This window comes from Limimaricola variabilis (assembly GCF_034371605.1).
GTDB classification, from domain to species: Bacteria; Pseudomonadota; Alphaproteobacteria; order Rhodobacterales; family Rhodobacteraceae; genus Limimaricola; species Limimaricola variabilis.
The window spans coordinates 158,912-177,686 of record NZ_CP139692.1; the positions used below are offsets into that span (position 1 = coordinate 158,912).

At 72.0% G+C, this 18,775-nt stretch carries 21 protein-coding genes and 1 riboswitch; of the genes, 7 read left to right on the plus strand and 14 right to left on the minus strand.

The window, feature by feature from the left end; translation table 11 throughout:
* Positions 1-23 precede the first annotated feature (23 nt).
* From T8T21_RS16530 to T8T21_RS16565, 8 genes are all read right to left on the minus strand, one after another.
* Positions 24-293: a hypothetical protein gene (locus T8T21_RS16530; RefSeq protein ID WP_322337525.1), complete on the minus strand. Its 270-nt coding sequence runs from the start codon at positions 291-293 to the stop codon at positions 24-26.
* Between the two features lie 107 nt (positions 294-400).
* Positions 401-1,138 (minus strand): lysozyme inhibitor LprI family protein, encoded by a 738-nt coding sequence (locus tag T8T21_RS16535; RefSeq protein WP_322337526.1) that lies wholly within the window; start codon positions 1,136-1,138, stop codon positions 401-403.
* Between the two features lie 156 nt (positions 1,139-1,294).
* Positions 1,295-1,459 carry a hypothetical protein gene (locus T8T21_RS16540; RefSeq protein ID WP_322337527.1) on the minus strand — a complete coding sequence of 55 codons (165 nt, stop codon included), beginning with the start codon at positions 1,457-1,459 and terminating at the stop codon, positions 1,295-1,297.
* Complete coding sequence (locus T8T21_RS16545) at positions 1,456-1,971, minus strand: hypothetical protein (RefSeq protein WP_322337528.1); 516 nt, start codon at positions 1,969-1,971, stop codon at positions 1,456-1,458. The genes T8T21_RS16540 and T8T21_RS16545 overlap by 4 nt, the downstream gene beginning before the upstream one ends.
* Positions 1,961-3,244: an agmatinase family protein gene (locus T8T21_RS16550; RefSeq protein WP_407660141.1), complete on the minus strand. Its 1,284-nt coding sequence runs from the start codon at positions 3,242-3,244 to the stop codon at positions 1,961-1,963. The genes T8T21_RS16545 and T8T21_RS16550 overlap by 11 nt, the downstream gene beginning before the upstream one ends.
* On the minus strand, positions 3,186-3,953 hold the full coding sequence (locus T8T21_RS16555) for an ATP-binding cassette domain-containing protein (protein ID WP_322337529.1): 768 nt from the start codon (positions 3,951-3,953) through the stop codon (positions 3,186-3,188). The genes T8T21_RS16550 and T8T21_RS16555 overlap by 59 nt, the downstream gene beginning before the upstream one ends.
* Positions 3,950-4,762: an ABC transporter permease gene (locus tag T8T21_RS16560; RefSeq protein ID WP_322337530.1), complete on the minus strand. Its 813-nt coding sequence runs from the start codon at positions 4,760-4,762 to the stop codon at positions 3,950-3,952. The genes T8T21_RS16555 and T8T21_RS16560 overlap by 4 nt, the downstream gene beginning before the upstream one ends.
* A gap of 4 nt (positions 4,763-4,766) precedes the next feature.
* On the minus strand, positions 4,767-5,828 hold the full coding sequence (locus tag T8T21_RS16565; RefSeq protein WP_322337531.1) for a putative urea ABC transporter substrate-binding protein: 1,062 nt from the start codon (positions 5,826-5,828) through the stop codon (positions 4,767-4,769).
* A gap of 86 nt (positions 5,829-5,914) precedes the next feature.
* Positions 5,915-6,017: riboswitch (guanidine-I (ykkC/yxkD leader) on the minus strand.
* Positions 6,018-6,281: 264 nt separating this feature from the next.
* Here T8T21_RS16565 and T8T21_RS16570 point away from each other — a divergent pair.
* Entirely contained in the window at positions 6,282-7,658 is a 1,377-nt protein-coding gene (locus T8T21_RS16570) for an aspartate aminotransferase family protein (protein WP_322337532.1), read from the plus strand.
* A 3-nt stretch (positions 7,659-7,661) separates the two neighbouring features.
* Here the strand turns inward: T8T21_RS16570 and nagA are convergent, their stop codons facing one another.
* Both nagA and nagB read right to left on the minus strand, forming a co-directional pair.
* The gene (gene nagA, locus T8T21_RS16575) at positions 7,662-8,795 is read right to left on the minus strand and encodes an N-acetylglucosamine-6-phosphate deacetylase (RefSeq protein WP_322337533.1); all 1,134 of its coding nucleotides are present in this window, start codon (positions 8,793-8,795) and stop codon (positions 7,662-7,664) included.
* Positions 8,788-9,570: a glucosamine-6-phosphate deaminase gene (gene nagB, locus T8T21_RS16580; RefSeq protein WP_322337534.1), complete on the minus strand. Its 783-nt coding sequence runs from the start codon at positions 9,568-9,570 to the stop codon at positions 8,788-8,790. Before nagB ends, nagA begins: the two co-directional genes overlap by 8 nt.
* Before the next feature lie 124 nt (positions 9,571-9,694).
* On the opposite strand from nagB, the gene T8T21_RS16585 reads away from it, so the two are divergent.
* The 3 genes from T8T21_RS16585 (at position 9,695) to uraH (ending at position 11,722) form a co-directional block, all read left to right on the plus strand.
* Positions 9,695-10,417, plus strand: a complete 723-nt coding sequence (locus T8T21_RS16585; RefSeq protein ID WP_322337535.1) for a DUF1194 domain-containing protein — start codon at positions 9,695-9,697, stop codon at positions 10,415-10,417.
* Positions 10,401-11,288, plus strand: a complete 888-nt coding sequence (locus T8T21_RS16590; RefSeq protein ID WP_322337536.1) for a BadF/BadG/BcrA/BcrD ATPase family protein — start codon at positions 10,401-10,403, stop codon at positions 11,286-11,288. The genes T8T21_RS16585 and T8T21_RS16590 overlap by 17 nt, the downstream gene beginning before the upstream one ends.
* Positions 11,289-11,368: 80 nt before the next feature.
* Positions 11,369-11,722: a hydroxyisourate hydrolase gene (uraH, locus tag T8T21_RS16595; RefSeq protein ID WP_322337537.1), complete on the plus strand. Its 354-nt coding sequence runs from the start codon at positions 11,369-11,371 to the stop codon at positions 11,720-11,722.
* On the opposite strand, the gene T8T21_RS16600 is transcribed toward uraH, so the two are convergent.
* The 4 genes from T8T21_RS16600 to puuE form a co-directional block, all read right to left on the minus strand.
* A complete protein-coding gene (locus T8T21_RS16600; protein WP_322337538.1) occupies positions 11,707-12,087 on the minus strand; it encodes a DUF4260 family protein in 381 nt (126 codons plus the stop codon). The genes uraH and T8T21_RS16600 overlap by 16 nt on opposite strands.
* 70 nt (positions 12,088-12,157) lie before the next feature.
* Positions 12,158-13,591, minus strand: coding sequence for a uracil-xanthine permease family protein (locus T8T21_RS16605; protein ID WP_322337539.1), 1,434 nt, complete (start codon positions 13,589-13,591; stop codon positions 12,158-12,160).
* Positions 13,592-13,643: 52 nt separating this feature from the next.
* Positions 13,644-14,147, minus strand: a complete 504-nt coding sequence (locus T8T21_RS16610) for an ureidoglycolate lyase (RefSeq protein ID WP_322337540.1) — start codon at positions 14,145-14,147, stop codon at positions 13,644-13,646.
* Positions 14,144-15,553, minus strand: coding sequence for an allantoinase PuuE (gene puuE, locus T8T21_RS16615; RefSeq protein ID WP_322337541.1), 1,410 nt, complete (start codon positions 15,551-15,553; stop codon positions 14,144-14,146). The genes T8T21_RS16610 and puuE overlap by 4 nt, the downstream gene beginning before the upstream one ends.
* Positions 15,554-15,758: 205 nt before the next feature.
* Here puuE and T8T21_RS16620 point away from each other — a divergent pair, with 205 nt between their 5' ends.
* Genes T8T21_RS16620 through T8T21_RS16630 form a run of 3 tightly spaced genes read left to right on the plus strand, consistent with a single transcriptional unit; the run spans position 15,759 to position 18,711 of the window.
* Positions 15,759-16,607, plus strand: coding sequence for a bifunctional allantoicase/(S)-ureidoglycine aminohydrolase (locus tag T8T21_RS16620; protein ID WP_322337542.1), 849 nt, complete (start codon positions 15,759-15,761; stop codon positions 16,605-16,607).
* Positions 16,608-16,639: 32 nt separating this feature from the next.
* Entirely contained in the window at positions 16,640-17,350 is a 711-nt protein-coding gene (locus T8T21_RS16625) for a hypothetical protein (protein ID WP_322337543.1), read from the plus strand.
* Positions 17,347-18,711 (plus strand): aldehyde dehydrogenase family protein, encoded by a 1,365-nt coding sequence (locus T8T21_RS16630; protein ID WP_322337544.1) that lies wholly within the window; start codon positions 17,347-17,349, stop codon positions 18,709-18,711. The genes T8T21_RS16625 and T8T21_RS16630 overlap by 4 nt, the downstream gene beginning before the upstream one ends.
* The last annotated feature ends 64 nt before the right edge of the window (positions 18,712-18,775 follow it).

Here is an 18,775-nt window from a genome sequence, read left to right on the forward strand (position 1 = left end):
ACCCTCGCCCGCCCGGTCGCGCTTCAGGCGGCCGGGTGGGGCAGCGCCGCGGCGAGGAGCTGCGGCATGTCGCCGATGATCTTCGCCGTGCCGCCGAACTCCGCCCGTGCGTCGTCGGCGATCTTCTGCGCCTCCTCGATCGTGTCCGCGGGCTTGCGCCACAGGAACTCCTTGCGCCCCTTTGCGACGCGCCGGGCGACGACGTCGTATTCGGTGGCGGCGCGGAACTTGGTCCGCAGGCGGAGGCCGGTTTCGGTGCAGTGCAGCGGGACGATCTCGATCGAGTGGGTCATCTATTTGATCATTCGTTGTTTCCGATGCCCGCTTGCTACCGCAGCATGGCACGGGATGTAACCGGGAACGCCCGGACCATTCGTCGCTGTGACATCCTGCGGCCGGGTCAGCGGGTATAGTTGACGACCGAACAATTCCCCCACCGCCCCTTGCCGAGATTTTCGAGCGACTTGGGTAGGGCGTCGGGCGGATCCGAAGCGATGTTGTAGCGGTGGAGGTTGAGGAATTCGCCGGCCATGGTGAAAGCGACATGGGTGGCGCCATCGCCGCCGCAGATCCCCGGCTCCTCGCCGCGCATCTCGAGCACGCGAAACACGTTGCTGCCCGGCCGGACCTGCCGCAGCTCGAACACCAGCCCGTCATCATAGACCATCCGGGTCGGGCTCAGCGTCATGGCGCTGAAGAAATTGGCCTCCGTCCCATAGGGCTGCCACCGCCCCATCAGATGCGCGATGCCGGTGGCGGTCCCGGCCCCGGCGGCCGGCGCCGGTTGCGCATCCGCCGACAGGATCGCGATCCGGCCGCGCATCGCATTGGCGAGGCAATCGGCGTCGCCGCCGCAGCGGTCGCGCTGGCCGAGCCAGCCGCGCTGCTCGGCGCGCAGCCGCTCCCGCGCCGACGGGCCGAGGGCGCCGCGCCGCGCCGCATAGGCGCCGGCCAGCTGCCGGTCGAGCGCCGAAAGCGCGCCGGAGCCGCAAATCGCCCGCTCCACCACGGTCGAGGCCCGGCCGCAATCGAAGCTCGGCCCCTGCGCAGCGGCGGGGGGTGGCAAGGCGACGGCGAGGACGGGGGCGAGGGCGAGGAGCGCGGCGGGCAGGTACGAAGAACGAGGCGAAAGGGTCATGGAAACCTCCCTGAACACGGGCACACACAGGTGCCGATCCTAACACGGATCGCCGGTTTCGCCGCGCCTCGGGGGAATGGCCGCGCTGGGGAGGGTCGCGCGGCCCGCGCATACCGCCGCGCCGGGCGCCCCCCGAAGGGGACGCCCGTCAAGGCTCTAGCCGCGCCGCGCGCGCAGCGCCGCGACGATGGCGAGGCTCGCGAAGAGCAGCAGCCCGACCACGATCTCGGCGCCATGCGGCTCGGCATGCGGCACCGCGCCGGGATGGGCCGCGGCGGGCAGCGCGGCGAAGAGGAACGGCAGGGCGGCAAGCGGATTCATCGGTCGAACTCCTGTTTGCGGGCGGAAAGGAAATCCCGGATGTCGAGCAGGCTCTTCTCGCGCATCGAGACATAGACCAGCGCCATGTTGGTCCGCTCGCGGACCATGGCGCCGGGAAAGGGCAGGTAGCTCAGCTCGGCCGCGCCGAAGGAGGGCGCGGCGGTGCCGACCTGCCATTCGGTCTTCAGCTCGACATCGACCAGCTTGAGCGCGGTCGCGCCGCCGGCGCCGGGCCGCTCGAAGGGCACGCCGGCGAGCCGCAGATAGGCCGACTTGTCGGCCGCCTGCACGAAGCCGTCGATGAACTGGGTGGCGAGCACCTGCAGATCGGCCGCCTCGTCCTCGGGGACGAGATGGCTGTGGAACGGGTCGGCGCCATGGGCGTGGTTGTGGCCGCGCGCCGGCGGGTGGTCGTGGTGATGATGGTGAGGACCGTGGTCATGCCCATGGTCGTGATGGCCATGGCCATGGTCGTGCCCGTGCCCGTGCCCGTGCGGGTGATCATGTGGCATTGGACCACCTCTTGCCCTCGAATTCGCCATGCGGGATCTGCACCGGCTTGTCCATGTGCCGCTTATGCGCGCCCAGCGTCCCGGCCGAGACCATCGCGCCCAGCACGTCGACGATCACCCGCGTCCCCATCAGCGCGGTGATGTCCGAGGTGTCGTAGGGCGGCGAGACCTCGACCAGCTCCATGCCGCAGATCCCCGCCGCCGCGACCTTGGAAACCAGCGCCAGCGCCTCGCGCGGCAGGAAGCCGCCCGGCTCGGGCCAGCCGGTGCCCGGCACGAAGCCGCAATCGATGCTGTCGATGTCGAAGGACAGATACACCATGTCGACCCCGTCCCAGGCCAGCTCCAGCGCCATCTCCACGGTCTTGTCGACGCCCATCCGCTCGAAATCGGACATGGTGATGATGTTGGTCTCGCGCTCGCGCGCCACCTCCACCGCCTCGCGCGGGACCTGCCAGCCGCCGATGCCGATCTGCACGAGGTTCTTGGCCGAGACGTTCGGCATGTTGGTGGCGTGGAACCACGGCGTGGTGTGCATCCGCTCGTCGAGATCCTTTTCCTGGATGTCGGCGTGGCGGTCGAAATGGATGATGCCGATCTTCTTGGAGGTGCATTGCGCGATGCCGCGCAGGCAGGGAAAGCCGATCGAATGGTCGCCGCCGATCATGATCGGCAGGCTCCCCGAGGAGGCGACGTGGCTCACCGCGCGGCTGATCTGGTCGAAGCTCTTCTCGAGATTGGCGGGGATGGTGAACACGTCGCCCGCGTCGCACAGCGTCATCTGCTCGCGCAGATCGACCGCCAGCTCGTAGTTGTAGGGCGTGTAGAGCGCCGAGATCTTGCGCACGCCCTGCGGCCCGAACCGGGTGCCGGCGCGGTAGGTCGTGCCGCCGTCGAACGGGATGCCGAGCACGGTGGCGTCGTAATTGGCGACCTCGAGCACGTCCTCGGCATAGGGCGCCTTGAGGAAGGTGTTGATGCCCGCGTAATGCGGCAGCTCGCCGCGCGCGAAGGTCGGGATCGTCTTGTCCTCGATGCTGTCGGCGCCGGTCAGCCCCATGCGCAGCGCCCAGGCGCGCTCCTCGCTGAGCCGGTCCTTGGGCAGCTTGGCCTCGCCGCGCATCGCCTGCCAGCCCTGCAGCCGGCTCAGATCCGGGTGATGGGCGCGCGCCTCGGGGCGGCGCCGGTCGGCGGGGTGGTGCGACCGGGAAAGGTCATGCGGATTGCAGAACACGTGTGTCCTCCTTGAGGGTCTGGAAGGGAATGCCGCCATCGCGGGCATCGAAGTCGTAGGTGATGGTGGCGCCGTAGGCGTCGGGGAACTGCGGGTCCCAGCGCGGCTTGTCGAACACCACCACGCGGTCGCCGAGCTTGAAGCCCTCGGCGAGGTCGTGAGTGACCATGAAGACGGTCATCCCGGTCTCGGCGCGCAGCTCCTGCAGGAAATCGTGCATCGCCGTCCGGGTGCCCGGATCGAGCGCGCCGAACGGCTCGTCGAGCAGCAGGATGCGCGGCTTGGCGGTGAGCGCCTGCGCGATCGCCAGCCGCTGCTGCTGGCCGCCCGACAGCGTCGCCGGATAGGCGGTCGCGACATGGCCCAGCCCGATCCGGTCGAGCGTGGCGCGGGCCCGCTCGCGCGCCGCGCGCCGCGCCGCGCCATAGAGCCGGCCCATCCGCGTCCCCAGCCCCTCGGCGGCGAGCAGGTTGCCCTCCAGCGTCAGATGCGGGAACACCGAGTAGCGCTGGAACACCACGCCGCGCGCCCGGTCGGGCTCGCGCGCCGGCGCCGCGCCGTCGATCGAGATCACGCCGCGCTCGGGCCGTTCCTCGGCCAGCAGCAGCCGCAGGAAGGTCGACTTGCCGCAGCCCGAGGCGCCGACGATCGAGACGAACTCGCCCTTCTCGACGCTGAGATTGACCCGCTCAAGGATCGGGCGGCGGCCATAGCCGTGAAAGATGTCATGCGCGACGACGAAACTCACAGCCCCGCCTCCATCCAGGGGAAGGCCCGGCGCGACAGCGCCCTGAGCCCGGCATCCATCGCGAAGGCCAGGAGCGTGATCCAGGCGACATAGGTCAGGATCACATCCATCGCGAGATAGCGCCGCACCAGGAAGATCCGGTAGCCCAGCCCCTGATCGGCGGCGATCGCCTCGGCCGCGATCAGGAACAGCCAGGCCGGGCCGAGCGCCAGCCGCACCGCGCCGATCAGCCGCGGCAGCACCTGCGGCAGTGCCACCCGCAACGCGATCACCAGGGACGAGGCGCCCAGCGTCTGCGCCTTGACGATCTGCTCGCGCGGCAGTTCCAGCACGCGCTGGCTCAGGTCGCGGATCATCACCGGCGCGATGCCGATCACGATCAGGGTGATCTTCGACGCCTCGCCGAGGCCCACGGCGATGAACAGGATCGGCAGCAGCGCCAGCGGCGGCACCATCGACACCACGCCAACGAAGCCCGCCAGCATGGCGCGCAGATGCGGCACCAGCCCGATCGCCAGCCCGGCGCCGAGCGCCAGCGCCGTGGCGATGCCGACGCCCGAGACGAGCCGGACGAGGCTCGCCCATGTGTCGTGCCACAGCAGGATCTTGCCCGTGCGCCGGTCGCCCTCGGTGAACAGCGCCGCGGCGGTGTCGATCACGCTCTCCGGCGCCGGCAGCAGCTTGTCCGCCGGGTTCGCCGCGAGCCGCAGCTCGGAGGCAATCCAGTAGGCCAGCAGCAGCGCCGCGAAGGGCGCCAGCACCAGCGCCAGCCGCAGCGCCGGCCCGGGATGTCGGTTGATCACCCGCATCGGATCAGAGCGCGCCGTCCGCCGCCATCTGCATGTACTCGGTGTCGAAGCGCAGCTTGACGTTGGCCTCGTCGCCGGTGACCGCGCCGCCCGGATAGGCGATGCCGACGAAATCGGCGCTCGGCGCGCCGGTGCCGAGGATGCCCTTGTCGAACAGGAACTCGGCCACGCCGGTCATGGTCTCGGCCAGGGCCGGATCGGCGGCGAAGGCGACCGCCTCGGCCGGGTCGATGAACATCTCGGTCGAGGCGAGCTGCGCCTCGAAGCCCGCGAGATCGGTGCCCGAGGCCTCGGCCATCGCCTCGCGCGCGGCCACCCCCTCGGGGCTGTCAGCGGCAAGGAGCGCCATCACCTCGTACCACGCGCCGACCAGCGCCCGGCCGAAATTGGGATTGGCGGCCAGCGTCTCGGTGTTGACCGCCATCAGGTCGATGATCTCGCCGGGAATGTCGGCGCTGGTGAACACCGCCTTGGCCTCCGGGTCTTCGAGGATGGTCGAGACCAGCGGGTTCCAGGTCACCACCGCCTCGACCTCGGGCGCGGCGAAGGCCGCGATCATGTCGGCATCCGAGGTGTTGACCACGCCCGCGAGATCCGCCTCCGACAGCCCGGCCTCGTCGAGCGCGCGCGCGAGCAGGTAATGCGACACCGACAGCTCGACCAGGTTCACCGGCTTGCCGGCGAGATCGGCGAGGCCGAGCTCTCCCTTGACGATCAGCGCGTCGTTGCCGTTCGAGTAATCCCCCACGATCAGCGCCGTGGTATCGACGCCGCCACCGGCCGGGATCGACAGCGCGTCCATGGTCGTCACGCTGACCCCGTCGAAGGCGCCGGCGGTGTATTGGTTGATGCTCTCGACATAGTCGTTGATCTGCACGATCTCGACGTCGATGCCGTATTTCTCGGCCCAGGCATCCATGATGCCGCTCTCTTCGAGATAGCCCCAGGGCATCCAGCCGACATAGATCGACCAGGCGACGCGGAAGCTGTCCTTCTCCTGCGCCGTGGCGGGAGCGGCGATCATGGTGGTTGCGGCGAGCGCGGCGAGGGTCATGGCCTTGCGCATGTCGGTCTCCTTTCGCGTCCCCGAAGGCAGGAACAGGTCGACCGCTGGCGGGACGGGAAATGCGGCACGGGCGGACCTGTGCAGTAGCCTCCCGGGATTTTGTCCCGCCGTGTACCGGGTGGAATTTGCCATCCCGGCGGCGCTTCTCGGACCAGTCCCCATCCGGGCGGAACCCTAAGCACCCTGCCCCTTCACGCTGCCCGCCCCGGCCCGGCGGCGGCAACGCCCCACCCGGCCCGAATGCCGCGATCGGTCGCATCTGCCGCATTTCCGCGCAGCCCGCCGCCGCCCTGCCCGCGATCCGGGCAGCGCGCGAAGCCGGGCGGTCCCGAGCGGCGCCTCGCAGCCCCCCGGTGACAGCGCTTGCGCCGGGCCGGGGGGCGGTGGTTAGCTGCGCCCGAGAGCCCGCCCGAGAGCCGGCTCGCGCCATCCACGATCCAAGGAGCCCGATCGATGACCACCCTGTCCAACTCGCTCGCCCAGGCCGACATCGCCACCGCGCTCCACCCCTACACCAACGCCCGCCGCCACGAGGAACGCGGCCCGCTGGTGATCTCGCGCGGCGAGGGCATCCGGGTCTATGACGAGGCCGGGCGGGGCTATATCGAGGGGCTGGCCGGACTGTGGTCGGTCGGCGTCGGCTTCTCCGAGCCGCGCCTCGTCGAGGCGGCGCACAAGCAGATGCAGGCCCTGCCCTATTACCATAGCTTCGCCCACAAGGCGCACGAGCCCTCGATCCGGCTGGCCGAGAAGCTGGTGGAGATGACCCCCGAAGGCCTCGACCGGGTGTTCTTCACCTCCTCCGGCTCCGAGGCCAACGACACCGTCGTCAAGATGGTCTGGTTCATGAACAACGCGCTGGGGCGGCCCGAGAAGAAGAAGTTCCTCGCCCGCACCAAGGGCTATCACGGCATCACCGTGGCCTCCGGCTCGCTCACCGGGCTGCCCTACAACCACATGGATTTCGACCTGCCGGCGATCCCGGTCACCCATCTGACCTGCCCGCATCACTACCGCTTCGGCCAGGAGGGCGAGAGCGAGGCGGCCTTCACCGAGCGGCTGCTGAAGGAGGCCGAGGAGGTGATCCTCCGCGAGGGCCCCGAGACCATCGCCGCCTTCATCGGCGAGCCGCTGATGGCCGCCGGCGGCGTCATGCCCCCGCCCGAGGGCTACTGGAAGGGGATCGAGGCGCTCTGCCGCAAGCACGACATCCTGCTCGTCGCCGACGAGGTGATCTGCGGCTTCGGACGGCTGGGGTCGAGCTTCGGCTCGGTGCATTACGGCTTCACCCCGGACATCATGGTGACCTCCAAGCAGCTCACCTCCTCCTACATGCCGCTGGCCGCGATCGTGTTCTCGGAAAAGGTCTATGACGCGATCGCCGACAACACCGCGCGGATCGGCACCTTCGGCCATGGCTTCACCGCCTCGGGCCACCCGGTCGCGACCGCCGTCGGGCTCGAGAACCTCAAGATCATCGAGGAGCGCGACCTGATGGGCAACGCCGCGCGGATGGGCGCGCGGATGCAGGCCGGGCTCCGCGCCTATGCCGATCACCCGCTGGTCGGCGAGGTGCGCGGCGCGGGGCTGATCGCCGGGCTGGAGCTGGTCGCCGACAAGGCCGCGAAGCGGCCCTTCGACCCGGTCGGCCGGGTCGGGCTGATGGCGTTCGAGATCGGCCACGAAGAGGGGATGATCATCCGCAATGTCGGCGACACGCTGGCGCTCTGCCCGCCGATGATCGTGACCGAGGCCGATATCGACGAGATCGTCGAGACCATGGGCCGGATCCTCGACCGCACCGCCGACCGCCTCGCGCGCGAGGGCTGACGCTCAGAACGGGCGGCCGTCGACCACCACGCCGGCCGCCCGCAGATCCGCGTCGAACAGCGTCAGCGAGGCGCGCATCCCCGGCGCGATCCGGCCCAGCTCCTGCTCCAGCCCGAGCACCCGCGCCGGCACGCCCGACGCCATCCGCAGCGCCTCCGCCGGGCTCGCACCGCCCAGCCGGATCATGTTGCACACCGCCTCGTCCATCGCCAGATGCGCCCCGGCGAGGCAGCCCTCCGCATCGGCCAGCCGCCCGTCCTTCTGGCGGATCTCCTTGCCATCCACCACGAAGCGGGCCTCGGGCGCGTCCAGCGTCGCCATCGCGTCGGTGACGAGGAACAGCCGCCCCGCCATGACCCGCCGCGCCAGCCGCAGATTGGCCGGGTGGACATGGATGTCGTCGGCGATGATCCCGGCGAACAGCCTGTCGTCGTCGAACAGCGCGCCGACCATGCCGGGCGCCCGCCCCGCGACCTGCGACATCGCGTTGAACAGATGCGTGCCGCCGCGCAGCCCGGCCCCGGCGGCGGCGATCACCGTCGCGTGGTCGGCCTCGCTGTGCCCGGCGAATACCGCGATCCCGGCCCCGGCCAGCCGCGCGATCACCTCGGGCGTGGTCTCCTCGGGCGCCAGCGTCAGCAACAGCGGCCCGCCGATCCCGGCGCAGAGCGCGTCGAGATCCTCGGCCCCGAGCGCCCGCACCGCCGAGGCCGGGTGGATGCCCGAGCGCGCGGGCGACAGGAACGGCCCCTCGAGATGCAGGCCCAATATGCCGGGCTCGGCCTCGGCCAGCGCCGCGCGCACCGCTTCCATCGCCGCGCGGTAGCCGACGCCCGGCGCGGTGATGAAGGTCGGCAGGAGATGCGCGGTGCCGCCCGCCCGGGCCGCCCGCGCCATGAGGCGCAGCGTGTCGCGGTCGGGCGCGTCGTTGAACATCACCCCGCCGCCGCCATTGATCTGCAGGTCGATCAGCCCCGGCGCTACCACCGCCGCGCGCCGCACCGGCGCGTCCGGCGCCCGGGCGGGATCGGTCACGTCGACGATCCGCCCGCCCTCGATCACCACGGCGCGCTCGGCGCGCGGCTCATCCGCCACGCCGTCATGCAGCGTCCCGGCCAGCACCACCAGATCAGCCAAGCGGCACCTCCCGTCCCTGCGGATGCACCGTCTCGTAATATTGCCGCAGCTCCAGCCGCGCCGCCGCCTCCGGGTCGAGCACCACGGTCGCGCGCGGGTGCATCTGCAGCGCCGAGGCCGGGCAGCGGGCGCTCAGCGGCCCCTCGACCATCGCCGCCACCGCCTCGGCCTTGGCCGCGCCCACCGCCAGCAGCAGCGCGTGGCGGCTGCGCAGGATCGTCGCGATCCCCATGGTGATCGCGAAGCGCGGCACCTCCTCGCCCGGACCGAAGAACCGGGCATTGGCGGCGCGGGTGGCACGGGTCAGCGTCTTGACCCGGCAGGGCGAGGCCAGCGAGGAGCTGGGCTCGTTGAAGCCGATATGGCCGTTCGCGCCGATCCCCAGCAATTGCAGCTCGATCCCCCCCGCCGCCGCGATCTCGGCCTCGTAGCGCGCGGCCTCGGCCTCCGGATCCGCCGCGTTGCCGCGCGGCAGACGCAGCCGCTCCGGGTCGAGCCCGGCCGGCCCGATCAGGTGGCGCTGCATGTAGGCGTGGTAGGATTGCGGATGGCTTGGCGCGAGCCCGACATATTCGTCGAGGTTGAAGCTGCGCATCTCGCCGAGCGACACCGCCCCCTCCCGCGCCCGCGCCACCAGCCCGGCACAGACCGGCTCCATCGTGCCTCCGGTCGCCAGCCCCAGCACCGCGTCGGGCCGGGCGTCGAGCGTCGCGGCGATCACCTCGACGCAGCGTGCCACCGCGGCGTCGCGATCGGGCAGGATCAGGATCTTCATCGCGCGGACCTCCTGCCCCCTCTCTACCGCTCCGGCGCGGCCGGGCCTAGGGGGGCCGCGGGGAGACCGACGACCCGCGCCTTGCCGCTTCCCGCCGCCGCGCGATCCGGTCTAGTCTGCCGCCATGCGACTCGCCACATTCCCCGCCGCGCTCGGCCTCGGCCTCTGCCTCGCCGCCGCCGCCCCGGCGCAGGAGCGGCGCGAGGTCGGTCTCGAACTGGTGCTGCTGGCCGACGCCTCCGGCTCGATCGACGGCTCCGAGCTGGCCTTCCAGCGGCAGGGCTACGCGCTGGCGATCACCGATCCCCGCGTCATCGCCGCGATCGAGGACTCGCTCTATGGCAGCGTCGCCGTCACCTATGTCGAATGGGCCACCAACACCGACGTGGTGGTCGACTGGACGGTGATCCACGACGCCGAAAGCGCGGTCGCATTCGCCGACCGGCTCAGCGGCCCGCCGCGCCGCGCCTCGGGCCGCAACGCCATCGGCGGCGCGCTGCTCGAGGGCAAGCGGCTGATCGAGGAGAACGACATCGACGCGCCGCGCGCGGTGATCGACTTCTCCGGCGACAGCATCGGCAATTCCTCCGGCCCCTCGATCGAGGCGGCCCGCGCCGAGGTGCTCGCCGCCGGGATGACGATCAACGCGCTGCCGATCCTGCGCCCCGAGGATGGCCGCCGCGCCGGCGCCGATCTGGAGGCGCAATACGCCGCCCGGATCATAGGCGGCCCCGGCGCCTTCATGGTCACCGCCGAGAGCCGCGCCAGCTTCGCCGAGACCGTGCGCCGCAAGCTGGTGCTCGAGATCGCGGGCGAGATGCCGCGCCGCCATGCCGCCGCCGAGTGAGCGCACCGATCCCGTGACCACCGACGCGCTTCATCTCGGCCTCGACGGCGGCGGCAGCGGCTGCCGGGCGCTGCTGTGGCGCGGCACGGTGATCGGCGCTGGCAGCGCCGGTCCGGCCAATGCCAGCTCCGACCCGGAGGGCGCCGCCGCCAATCTGCGCGCGGCGGCCGAGGCGGCGGCCCGCGATGCCGGTCTGCCCCCGGCCGCGCTCGACGCCGCGATCGGCCATGCCGGCGTCGCCGGGGTGCAGAGCCCGGCCCAGGCGTCGTGGCTCGCCGCCCGGCTGCCCGGCCGCTGCCGCGTCACCGAGGATCGCGACACCGCCGTCGCCGGCGCGCTCGGCGCCACGGGCGACGGCGCGGTGGCGGCGATCGGCACCGGCAGCTTCGTGGCGCTGCGCCGGGACGGTGTGCTGCGCGCGGCCGGCGGCTGGGGGCTGGCTCTGTCGGACAATGCCTCGGGCGGCTGGCTCGGCCGCGAGGCGCTCGCCGCGACGCTGGCGGGCTGCGACGGCACCGGCCCGCGCTCGGAACTGACCGCCGCGCTGCTGGCCCGCTTCGGCGCGGCGCAGGACATCGCCGCCTTCGCCGCCACCGCCCGGCCCGCCGATTACGCCGCGCTGGCCCCCGAGATCGTCGCCGCCGCGCAGGCCGGCGACACCGTGGCCGGGGCGCTGATCGCGCGCGGCGCGGACTGGATCGAGGCCGCGCTCGCCGCGCTCGGCCATCGCGACGAGCCGATCTGCCTCACCGGCGGGCTGGCGCCCTGCTACCGCGCCGCGCTCGACCGGCCCGGCCGCCGCTTCATGGCGCCCATCGGCACGCCGCTCGACGGCGCGCTGGCGCTGGCCCGATCCGCAGGGGTTTCTTGAAACTGTCTCGCCGCCCGACCGGGTTTCGCCGCCCCGCCGGGCCGCGCTAGGCTCGCGCCGACTGAAAGAGGAGCGACCCGATGCCCGGCTACCTGACCACCCATGTTCTCGACACCGCCCGCGGCCGCCCGGCCGAGGGGATGCGCGTGACGCTCTACCGCCTCGACGGCGGGGCCCGCGAGAAGCTGCGCGAGACCGTGACCAACGCCGATGGCCGCACCGACGCGCCGATCCTGCCCGAGACCGAGTTCGCGACCGGCGGCTACGAGCTGGTCTTCGAGGTCGGCGCCTGGCTCGACGCGACCGGCACCCCGCCCGAAAGCCCGCGCTTCCTCGACGAGGTGCCGCTGCGCTTCGGCATGTCCGAGGCCGCGCATTACCACGTGCCGCTGCTGGTCTCGCCCTTCGGCTACTCGACCTATCGCGGCAGCTGAGCCCGGCCGATCCGGCCCAGATGCGTCTCGTTGAAGCCCCGGCGGGACTTGAGCCCGTAGCCCAGCATCCGGTCAAAGCCCGAATGGCCGAGCCAGAGCGCGCCGAGCGCACCGAGCAGCGGCGCGGCCAGCAGGATGCCGAGCGCGAGGCACAGCGCCCCCAGCGCGTAGAGATGCACGGCGTTGTAGGCCGCGGCGCCCGCGCGGGGGCCGATCGCATAGGCCGCGAAGCTCAGATCCGGGGCGAAGAACAGCGCCAGCGCCCATCCCCATGACAGCTCCGCCGGGCTGGCCGCGAACAGCGCCAGCCCGGCGGCGAAGACCAGCGCCCCCTCGACGCGCTGCCACAGGATCGTTCCGCTCATCGCCTTCTCCCTGCGCGCCCCGACAAAACGTCGATCCGGGCGCGCCCGCGCCCGGACCTTTCTGCCGCGCTCAGTGGCGCGGCGTCTCCATCGGCATGCCGCGCGGCTTGGGCGCGGGTACCGGCTCCGGCGCCTCGTCGGCCAGAACCTCCGGCAGCACGAGGTTCAGCACGATGGCGAGGAACGCCGCCGGCAGCAGCCCCGAGGTCAGCAGCACCCGCGCCGTCTCGGGCAGGTACTGCACCGCCTGCGGCTCGAGCTGCAGCCCCAGCCCGAGGCTGAGCGACACCGCGAAGATCACCATGTTGCGGCGGTTCCACTCCACATCCGCCAGCATCGACACGCCGGCCGCGACCACCATGCCGAACATCACGATCACCCCGCCGCCGAGCACCTCAATCGGCACGGTGCGGATCACCGCGCCGACCTTGGGCACCAGACCGCACAGGGTCAGGAACAGCGCGCCGCAGGTAACGACGTGGCGGCTCATCACCCCGGTCATCGCGATCAGGCCGACATTCTGGCTGAACGAGGTGTTGGGCAGCCCGCCGAACACCCCGGCCAGCGCGGTGCCGAGGCCGTCGGCATAGGTCGCGCCCTCGATCTCGCGGTCGGTCGCCTCGCGGCCCGCGCCGCCCTTGGTGATGCCCGACACGTCGCCCACCGTCTCGACCGCCGAGACGAAGGCCATCAGGCAGAAGCCGAGGATCGCGGCCACGGTGAACTCCACGCCGTAGCGCAGCGGGTCCGGCAGCGAGAAGGCCGCCGCGTTCGACCACGACGCCGACACGTCGGCGGGGGTCAGGATGCCGACCGCCATGGCATAGGCATAGCCCGCCAGCAGGCCGAGCAGCACCGCCGAGACCGCGATCATGCCACGCGCGAAGAACTTCAGCGCCAGCGTCACCACGATCACCACGCCCGCCGCCGACCAGTTCAAGAGCGAGCCGTATTCGGCCGCGCCCGCCGCCTTGGCCGGCACGCCGCCCGCCGCGTACTGGATGCCGACCTGCACCAGCGCGAGGCCGATCAGCGTCACCACCAGTCCGGTCACCAGCGGCGGCAGCGCGAAGCGGATCCGGCCGATGACGAGGCCGAGCGAGGCATGGAACAGACCCCCGACCATGATGCCGCCATAGAGCGCCGCGAGCCCGTCGACGCCCTTGCCGGCGACCAGCGGGATCATGATCGGCAGGAAGGCGAAGCTGGTGCCCTGCACGATCGGCAGCGCCGCGCCGACCCGGCCCAGCGTGATCGTCTGCAACAGCGTCGCCACCCCGGCGAACAGCATCGACATCTGGATCAGGTAGAGAAGCTCCGGAAAATCCGGGCTGTTCGAGCCGAAGCCGAAGCCCGCGGCGCCGGCGACGATGATCGCCGGGGTAACGTTGGCCACGAACATCGCCAGCACGTGCTGGATGCCGAGTGGCACCGCCTTGTAGAGCGGCGGCGTATAGTCCGGATCGCGCAATTGCGCCGGGGTTCCGATGGATGCATCGGCCATGAACTTCCCTCCTGTTGGGAGCGGGCCCGGTCTTGGCGCCGGGTCACCGCGGTCAGCCGGTGACGCGCCAGGGCACGTCGTACCGGAATTCCTCGAGATTGGCGGTGTCGCCGATCCGGTCGACCACCGCGAACAGCCCCGGCGCGGCGAGCGGCGTCAGCACGCCGTGCCAAGTGTTCCTGAGCAGGTTGATCCCCTGCCCCGGCGTCGTCACGAAGGCGCGCGGCGCGCCGGGCCGGCCATCCTCGTCGGGGGCCACGATGACCAGAAAAGAGGCGAGGCTGAGCGGAATGAAGGCCTGGCTGCCATCGGGGTGCCGCTCGACCAGCGTGAACTCGTAAGGCAAGGCGCGGGGCTTGGCGTCGAAGACCGAGATCCCGGCCCGGCCATCCGCGCCGAAATCAAGGCGGGCGAGGTCGTGATGCCGCCCGCACATCCCCTCGTTGATGATCTTGTCCGGCGCGCCGCTGGCCTCGATCACGTCGCCATAGGCCGCGAAACTCGCGCGGGTCAGCGGCTCGGTGCGGATCTCGCGCGCGGTCGCTCCCAGGCTCACGGCAGCATCGCCTTGAGCCGGTGCAGCGCGATCCGCTCGACCTGCCGGCAGGCCTCGGCGAACTCGGTCTCGCGGTCGCTGTCGATCCGCCGCTCGAAGGCGGCGAGGATGCCCGCCTTGTCGTGGTCGCGCACCGCGATGATGAAGGGAAAGCCGAACTTCGCCACATAGGCGTCGTTCAGCTCGGTGAAGCGCGCCCGCTCCGCATCGGTGAGCGCGTCGAGCCCGGCGCTGGCCTGCTCGGCGGTGCTCTCCGCCGTCAGCCGCTTCGCCGCCGCGAGCTTGCCGGCGAGGTCGGGGTGGGCGGTCAGCACGCCCAGGCGCTCCTCCTCCGAGGCCGAGCGGAACATCCGCGCCAGCGCGTTGTGCAGGCCGATCGCGGTGTCATGCGCGCGCCCCAGTTCCAGCCCATGCGCCCGCTCGGCGATCCAGGCCGAATGCTCGAACACGCCGCCGAACCGGGCGACGAAGTTCTCGCGATCCATCTCCGAGGGCCGCTCGCGCGGCGCCGGCGGATGGGTCGCGGCCCAGTGCTCGGCGATCTGCAGCCGGGTGGCGAACCACACGCCCTCGTGGCTCTGCGCGTGCTCGATGAAGCGCTTGAGCGCCATCGCCCGGCCCGGCCGCCCGACCAGGCGGCAATGCAGCCCGACCGACATCATCTTCGGCGCCCCGGCGCAGCCCTCCTCGTAGAGGCAGTCGAAGGCGTCGCGCAGATAGGCGAAGAACTGGTCGCCCGAGTTGAAGCCCTGCGGCGTGGCGAAACGCATGTCGTTGGCGTCGAGCGTGTAGGGCACCACCAGCTGGTCATGCGCGCCGAACCGCATCCAGTGCGGCAGGTCGTCGTCATAGACATCCGCCGCATAGGCAAAGGCGCCGGTCTCGGCGATCAGCCGCACCGTGTTTTCCGAGGAACGCCCGGTGTACCAGCCGCGCGGCGCCTCGCCGGTGACCTCGGTGTGCAGCCGGATCGCCTCGGCGATGGCGGCGCGCTCCTCGGCCTCGCCCATGTCCTTGTGCTCGACCCATTTCAGCCCGTGGCTGGCGATCTCCCAGCCGGCCTGCTGCATCGCCGCCACCTGCTCGGGGCTGCGCGCCAGCGCCGAGGCCACGCCATAGACCGTGACCGGCAGGTCCCTGAGCATCCGGTGCAGCCGCCAGAACCCGGCACGGGCGCCGTAGTCGTAGATCGATTCCATGTTCCAGTGCCGCTGGCTCGGCCAAGCCTGGGCGCCGACGATCTCCGACAGGAACGCCTCCGAGGCCGGGTCGCCATGCAGGATGTTGTTCTCGCCCCCTTCCTCGTAGTTCAGCACGAGGTTGATCGCGATCTTGGCACCGTTCGGCCATTTCGGGTCGGGGGTCTCGGCGCCATAGCCGATCAGGTCACGGGGGTAGCGGTTCACTGTGGGCCTCCTTGTTGCGGCCGAGCATAACCGCTCGCCCGGCGCCGCACTTCAAGGAATTATTTGAAACTGTCTCGTTCGCGCCCTGCCGGATTTCCGGGCAGCGATTATCAAGCGCAGGCTGAAACAGCCTGTGCCCCGCCACCGCTTTCCCCCGGCGCCGCGCCCGGCCAGACTGGCCACCGACCCGCCGCAGGAGAGAGCCATGACCGAACGCAGCTATTTCGACAGCCCCGGCGGCCACCCGCCGCAGACCGCGCTGATGACCGGTCGCGCCGTCTTCACCGAGGCCTATGCCCTGCTGCCGCGCGGCACGATGCGCGACATCACCCACAGCCTGCTGCCATTCTGGGACAAGACCCGGCTCTGGGTGATCGCCCGCCCGCTCTCGGGCTTCGCCGAGACCTTCTCGCAATACCTGATGGAGGTCGGACCGGGCGGCGGCTGCGCCCGCGGCGAGACGGCCCCGGGGGTGCAGGGGGTGATCTTCGTCACCGCGGGCCAGCTCGCGCTGGAGATCGCCGGCGCCCATCACGATCTCGGCCCCGGCAGCTTCGCCTACCTGCCGCCCGACACCGACTGGTCGCTGCGCAACCCCGGCGACGCCACCGCCGGCTTCCACTGGATCCGCAAGCGCTACGAGGCGGTGGACGGGCTCGACCGGCCCGACCCGCTGGTCACGCGCGACGCCGACGTCACCCCTTCCGAGATGCCGGGCACCGAGGGCCGCTGGGCCACCACCCGCTTCGTCGATCCCGCCGACCTGCGCCACGACATGCATGTCACCATCGTCACCTTCCAGCCCGGCGGCGTGATCCCCTTCGAGGAGACCCATGTGATGGAGCACGGGCTCTACGTGCTGGAGGGCAAGGCGGTCTACAAGCTCAACCGCGACTGGGTCGAGGTCGAGGCCGGCGACTTCATGTGGCTGCGCGCCTTCTGCCCGCAAGCTTGCTATGCCGGCGGTCCGGGGCCGTTCCGCTACCTGCTCTACAAGGACGTGAACCGCCACGCCGCGCTGATCGCCCCTTGGGGCCGGGCGCGGCCGCGCTAGGTGATGCGCCGACGCCCCCGACCGAGGCCCCGATGACCGACACCGCGCGACCGCCGACCCGTGCCCGACCGGCCCCCGCCCGCCTGCCCCGGCTGATCCTGTGGGGCGGCACCACGGCGCTGGCGGCGGGGGCTGCGCTGGCCGGGCGGCCACTGCTGGCGCTCGCCGCGCTCGGCGCGATGGCGCTGGCCGGGCTGCTGCCGCTCTACACCCGCGTCTCGGGCATCCACATGCCGCGCGGGCTGGCCAGCGGCGTGCTGCTCTACTGCCTCGCCGCCTTCGTGGCCGGCGAGGCGGTGGGCCTCTACCAGAACAGCGCCGTTTGGGATCTCGCGCTGCATGTCCTCTCGGCCATGGTGCTGGCGCTGGCCGGGCTGGCGCTCGCGCTCCTGCCCACGGCGGGCGCGCCGCCGCGCACCGCCGCATGGGTGCTGGGGGTGCTGGCGGTGGGCTTCGCCGCGCTGGTCGGCGCGGCCTGGGAGCTGTTCGAGTTCTCGATCGACCAGATCTTCGGCACCAACGCGCAGCGCTCGGGCCTGCCCGACACGATGGGCGACGTCGCCGCCAACCTCGCCGGCGCCGTCTACGGCGCTATCGCGGGCATCGCCCGGCTCTCGACCGGGGCGCGCTGGCCGCTCTCCGGGCTGCTGGCCGAGTTCTGCGCCCGCAACCCCGTCATCTACGGCGACTGGCGCCCGCGCCCCTTCGCCCGGCCGCGCGCCGCCACCCGGAGCCCCCGATGATCGACGACGCCGACCCGATCGCCGCCGCCTTCGCCGCGCTGCCGCCCGAGGACAGCCCGCCCGACCGCCGCGCCCGCGACGCCCATCTCGCCGCGCTGGCGCGCGAGACCCGCCGCCACGCCGAGGAGGCGGCCCGCGCCGTGTCGCGCGATTACGGCCACCGCCCGCGCCCCGAGACGCTGCTCGCCGAGGTGGCGATGGTGCTCGAAGGCGTGCGCCATGCCCGCCGCAACCTGCGCCGCTGGATGCGTCCCGAACGCGCCCCCCTGCCCTACCACCTCTGGCCCTCCAGCGCCCATGTCACCCGCGTGCCCCTGGGCCGGGTCGGCATCATCGGGCCGTGGAACTACCCGCTGCAGCTCACCCTGCTGCCGCTGGTTGCGGCCATCGCCGGCGGCAACCGCGCGATCCTGCACCCGTCGGAGCACACGCCCGAGACCGCCGCGCTGGTGGCCCGCATCGCCGCGGCCGCGCTGCCCGGCCGCGTCGTCACCCTCGCCCCCTCGGCCCGCACCGCCGCCGCGCTGGCCGCGGCCCCGCTCGACGGGCTGTTCTTCACTGGCTCCACCGCCACCGGCCGCCGCGTCGCCGAGGCCGCGGCCCGAAACCTCGTGCCGGTGACGCTGGAGCTTGGCGGCAAGTCACCCGCGATCCTGCTCGACGGCGCCGATCTCGACGCCGCCGCCCGCTCGATCATCGCCGGAAAGCTCCTGAACGCGGGCCAGACCTGCGTCGCGCCAGACTACCTGATGGTGCCGCGCGCGCAGGTCGAGCCGATGCTCGCGGCGCTCCGCCGCGCCACCGCCGCGCTCTATCCCGACCCCTCCGGCCCCGACTACGCCGCCATCGCCCGCGCCCCCGACCGCGACCGGCTCGAAGCGCTCCTCTACGGCGCCCGGGCCGAGCCGCTGATGGAGCGGATGCCCGCGCCGCCGCGCATGGGCGCATGGGCGCTGATCGATCCGGCCCCCGACCACCCGGCGATGCAGGCCGAGATCTTCGGCCCGGTGCTGCCGATCCTGCCCTATGACGACCCCGCCGAAACCCGCGCCTTCGTCAGGGCCCGCCCCTGCCCGCTCGCGCTCTATGTCTACGGCCCGGAACGCGCGGCCCGCGCGCTGGCCGAGGCCACCCCGTCGGGCGGCGCGGTGGTCAACGAGACGGTGGTGCATGTCGGCGTGCAGTCCCTCGCCTTCGGCGGCGCGGGCGAGAGCGGCATGGGCGCCTATCACGGCGCCGAGGGCTTCCGCGCCTTCACCCGGCCGCGCGCGCTGATGGTGGCGCGACCCTCGCTCGCCCGCCTCGTGCGCCCGCCCTATGGCCGCAACATAGAACGCATCCTCGCCTCGCTGATCCGCTAGGCCGGGTCGCGCGGAACGCGCGCAAGCCGAGTAATCGCGGAACGCGCGCAAGCTGGGTAATCGC

What these genes read in the sequence shown, in the direction of transcription:
- T8T21_RS16585 (WP_322337535.1), top strand. Translation starts at nt 9,695, where the DNA reads ATGCGACTCGCCACATTCCCCGCCGCGCTCGGCCTCGGCCTCTGCCTC.
- T8T21_RS16545 (WP_322337528.1), bottom strand. Translation starts at nt 1,971, where the DNA reads ATGCCACATGATCACCCGCACGGGCACGGGCACGGGCACGACCATGGC.
- T8T21_RS16620 (WP_322337542.1), top strand. Translation starts at nt 15,759, where the DNA reads ATGACCGAACGCAGCTATTTCGACAGCCCCGGCGGCCACCCGCCGCAG.
- T8T21_RS16570 (WP_322337532.1), top strand. Translation starts at nt 6,282, where the DNA reads ATGACCACCCTGTCCAACTCGCTCGCCCAGGCCGACATCGCCACCGCG.
- T8T21_RS16600 (WP_322337538.1), bottom strand. Translation starts at nt 12,087, where the DNA reads ATGAGCGGAACGATCCTGTGGCAGCGCGTCGAGGGGGCGCTGGTCTTC.
- T8T21_RS16605 (WP_322337539.1), bottom strand. Translation starts at nt 13,591, where the DNA reads ATGGCCGATGCATCCATCGGAACCCCGGCGCAATTGCGCGATCCGGAC.
- T8T21_RS16535 (WP_322337526.1), bottom strand. Translation starts at nt 1,138, where the DNA reads ATGACCCTTTCGCCTCGTTCTTCGTACCTGCCCGCCGCGCTCCTCGCC.
- T8T21_RS16550 (WP_407660141.1), bottom strand. Translation starts at nt 3,244, where the DNA reads ATGGCGGCATTCCCTTCCAGACCCTCAAGGAGGACACACGTGTTCTGC.
- nagB (WP_322337534.1), bottom strand. Translation starts at nt 9,570, where the DNA reads ATGAAGATCCTGATCCTGCCCGATCGCGACGCCGCGGTGGCACGCTGC.
- T8T21_RS16590 (WP_322337536.1), top strand. Translation starts at nt 10,401, where the DNA reads ATGCCGCCGCCGAGTGAGCGCACCGATCCCGTGACCACCGACGCGCTT.
- uraH (WP_322337537.1), top strand. Translation starts at nt 11,369, where the DNA reads ATGCCCGGCTACCTGACCACCCATGTTCTCGACACCGCCCGCGGCCGC.
- T8T21_RS16560 (WP_322337530.1), bottom strand. Translation starts at nt 4,762, where the DNA reads ATGCGGGTGATCAACCGACATCCCGGGCCGGCGCTGCGGCTGGCGCTG.
- T8T21_RS16565 (WP_322337531.1), bottom strand. Translation starts at nt 5,828, where the DNA reads ATGCGCAAGGCCATGACCCTCGCCGCGCTCGCCGCAACCACCATGATC.
- T8T21_RS16625 (WP_322337543.1), top strand. Translation starts at nt 16,640, where the DNA reads ATGACCGACACCGCGCGACCGCCGACCCGTGCCCGACCGGCCCCCGCC.
- T8T21_RS16530 (WP_322337525.1), bottom strand. Translation starts at nt 293, where the DNA reads ATGACCCACTCGATCGAGATCGTCCCGCTGCACTGCACCGAAACCGGC.
- T8T21_RS16540 (WP_322337527.1), bottom strand. Translation starts at nt 1,459, where the DNA reads ATGAATCCGCTTGCCGCCCTGCCGTTCCTCTTCGCCGCGCTGCCCGCC.
- T8T21_RS16630 (WP_322337544.1), top strand. Translation starts at nt 17,347, where the DNA reads ATGATCGACGACGCCGACCCGATCGCCGCCGCCTTCGCCGCGCTGCCG.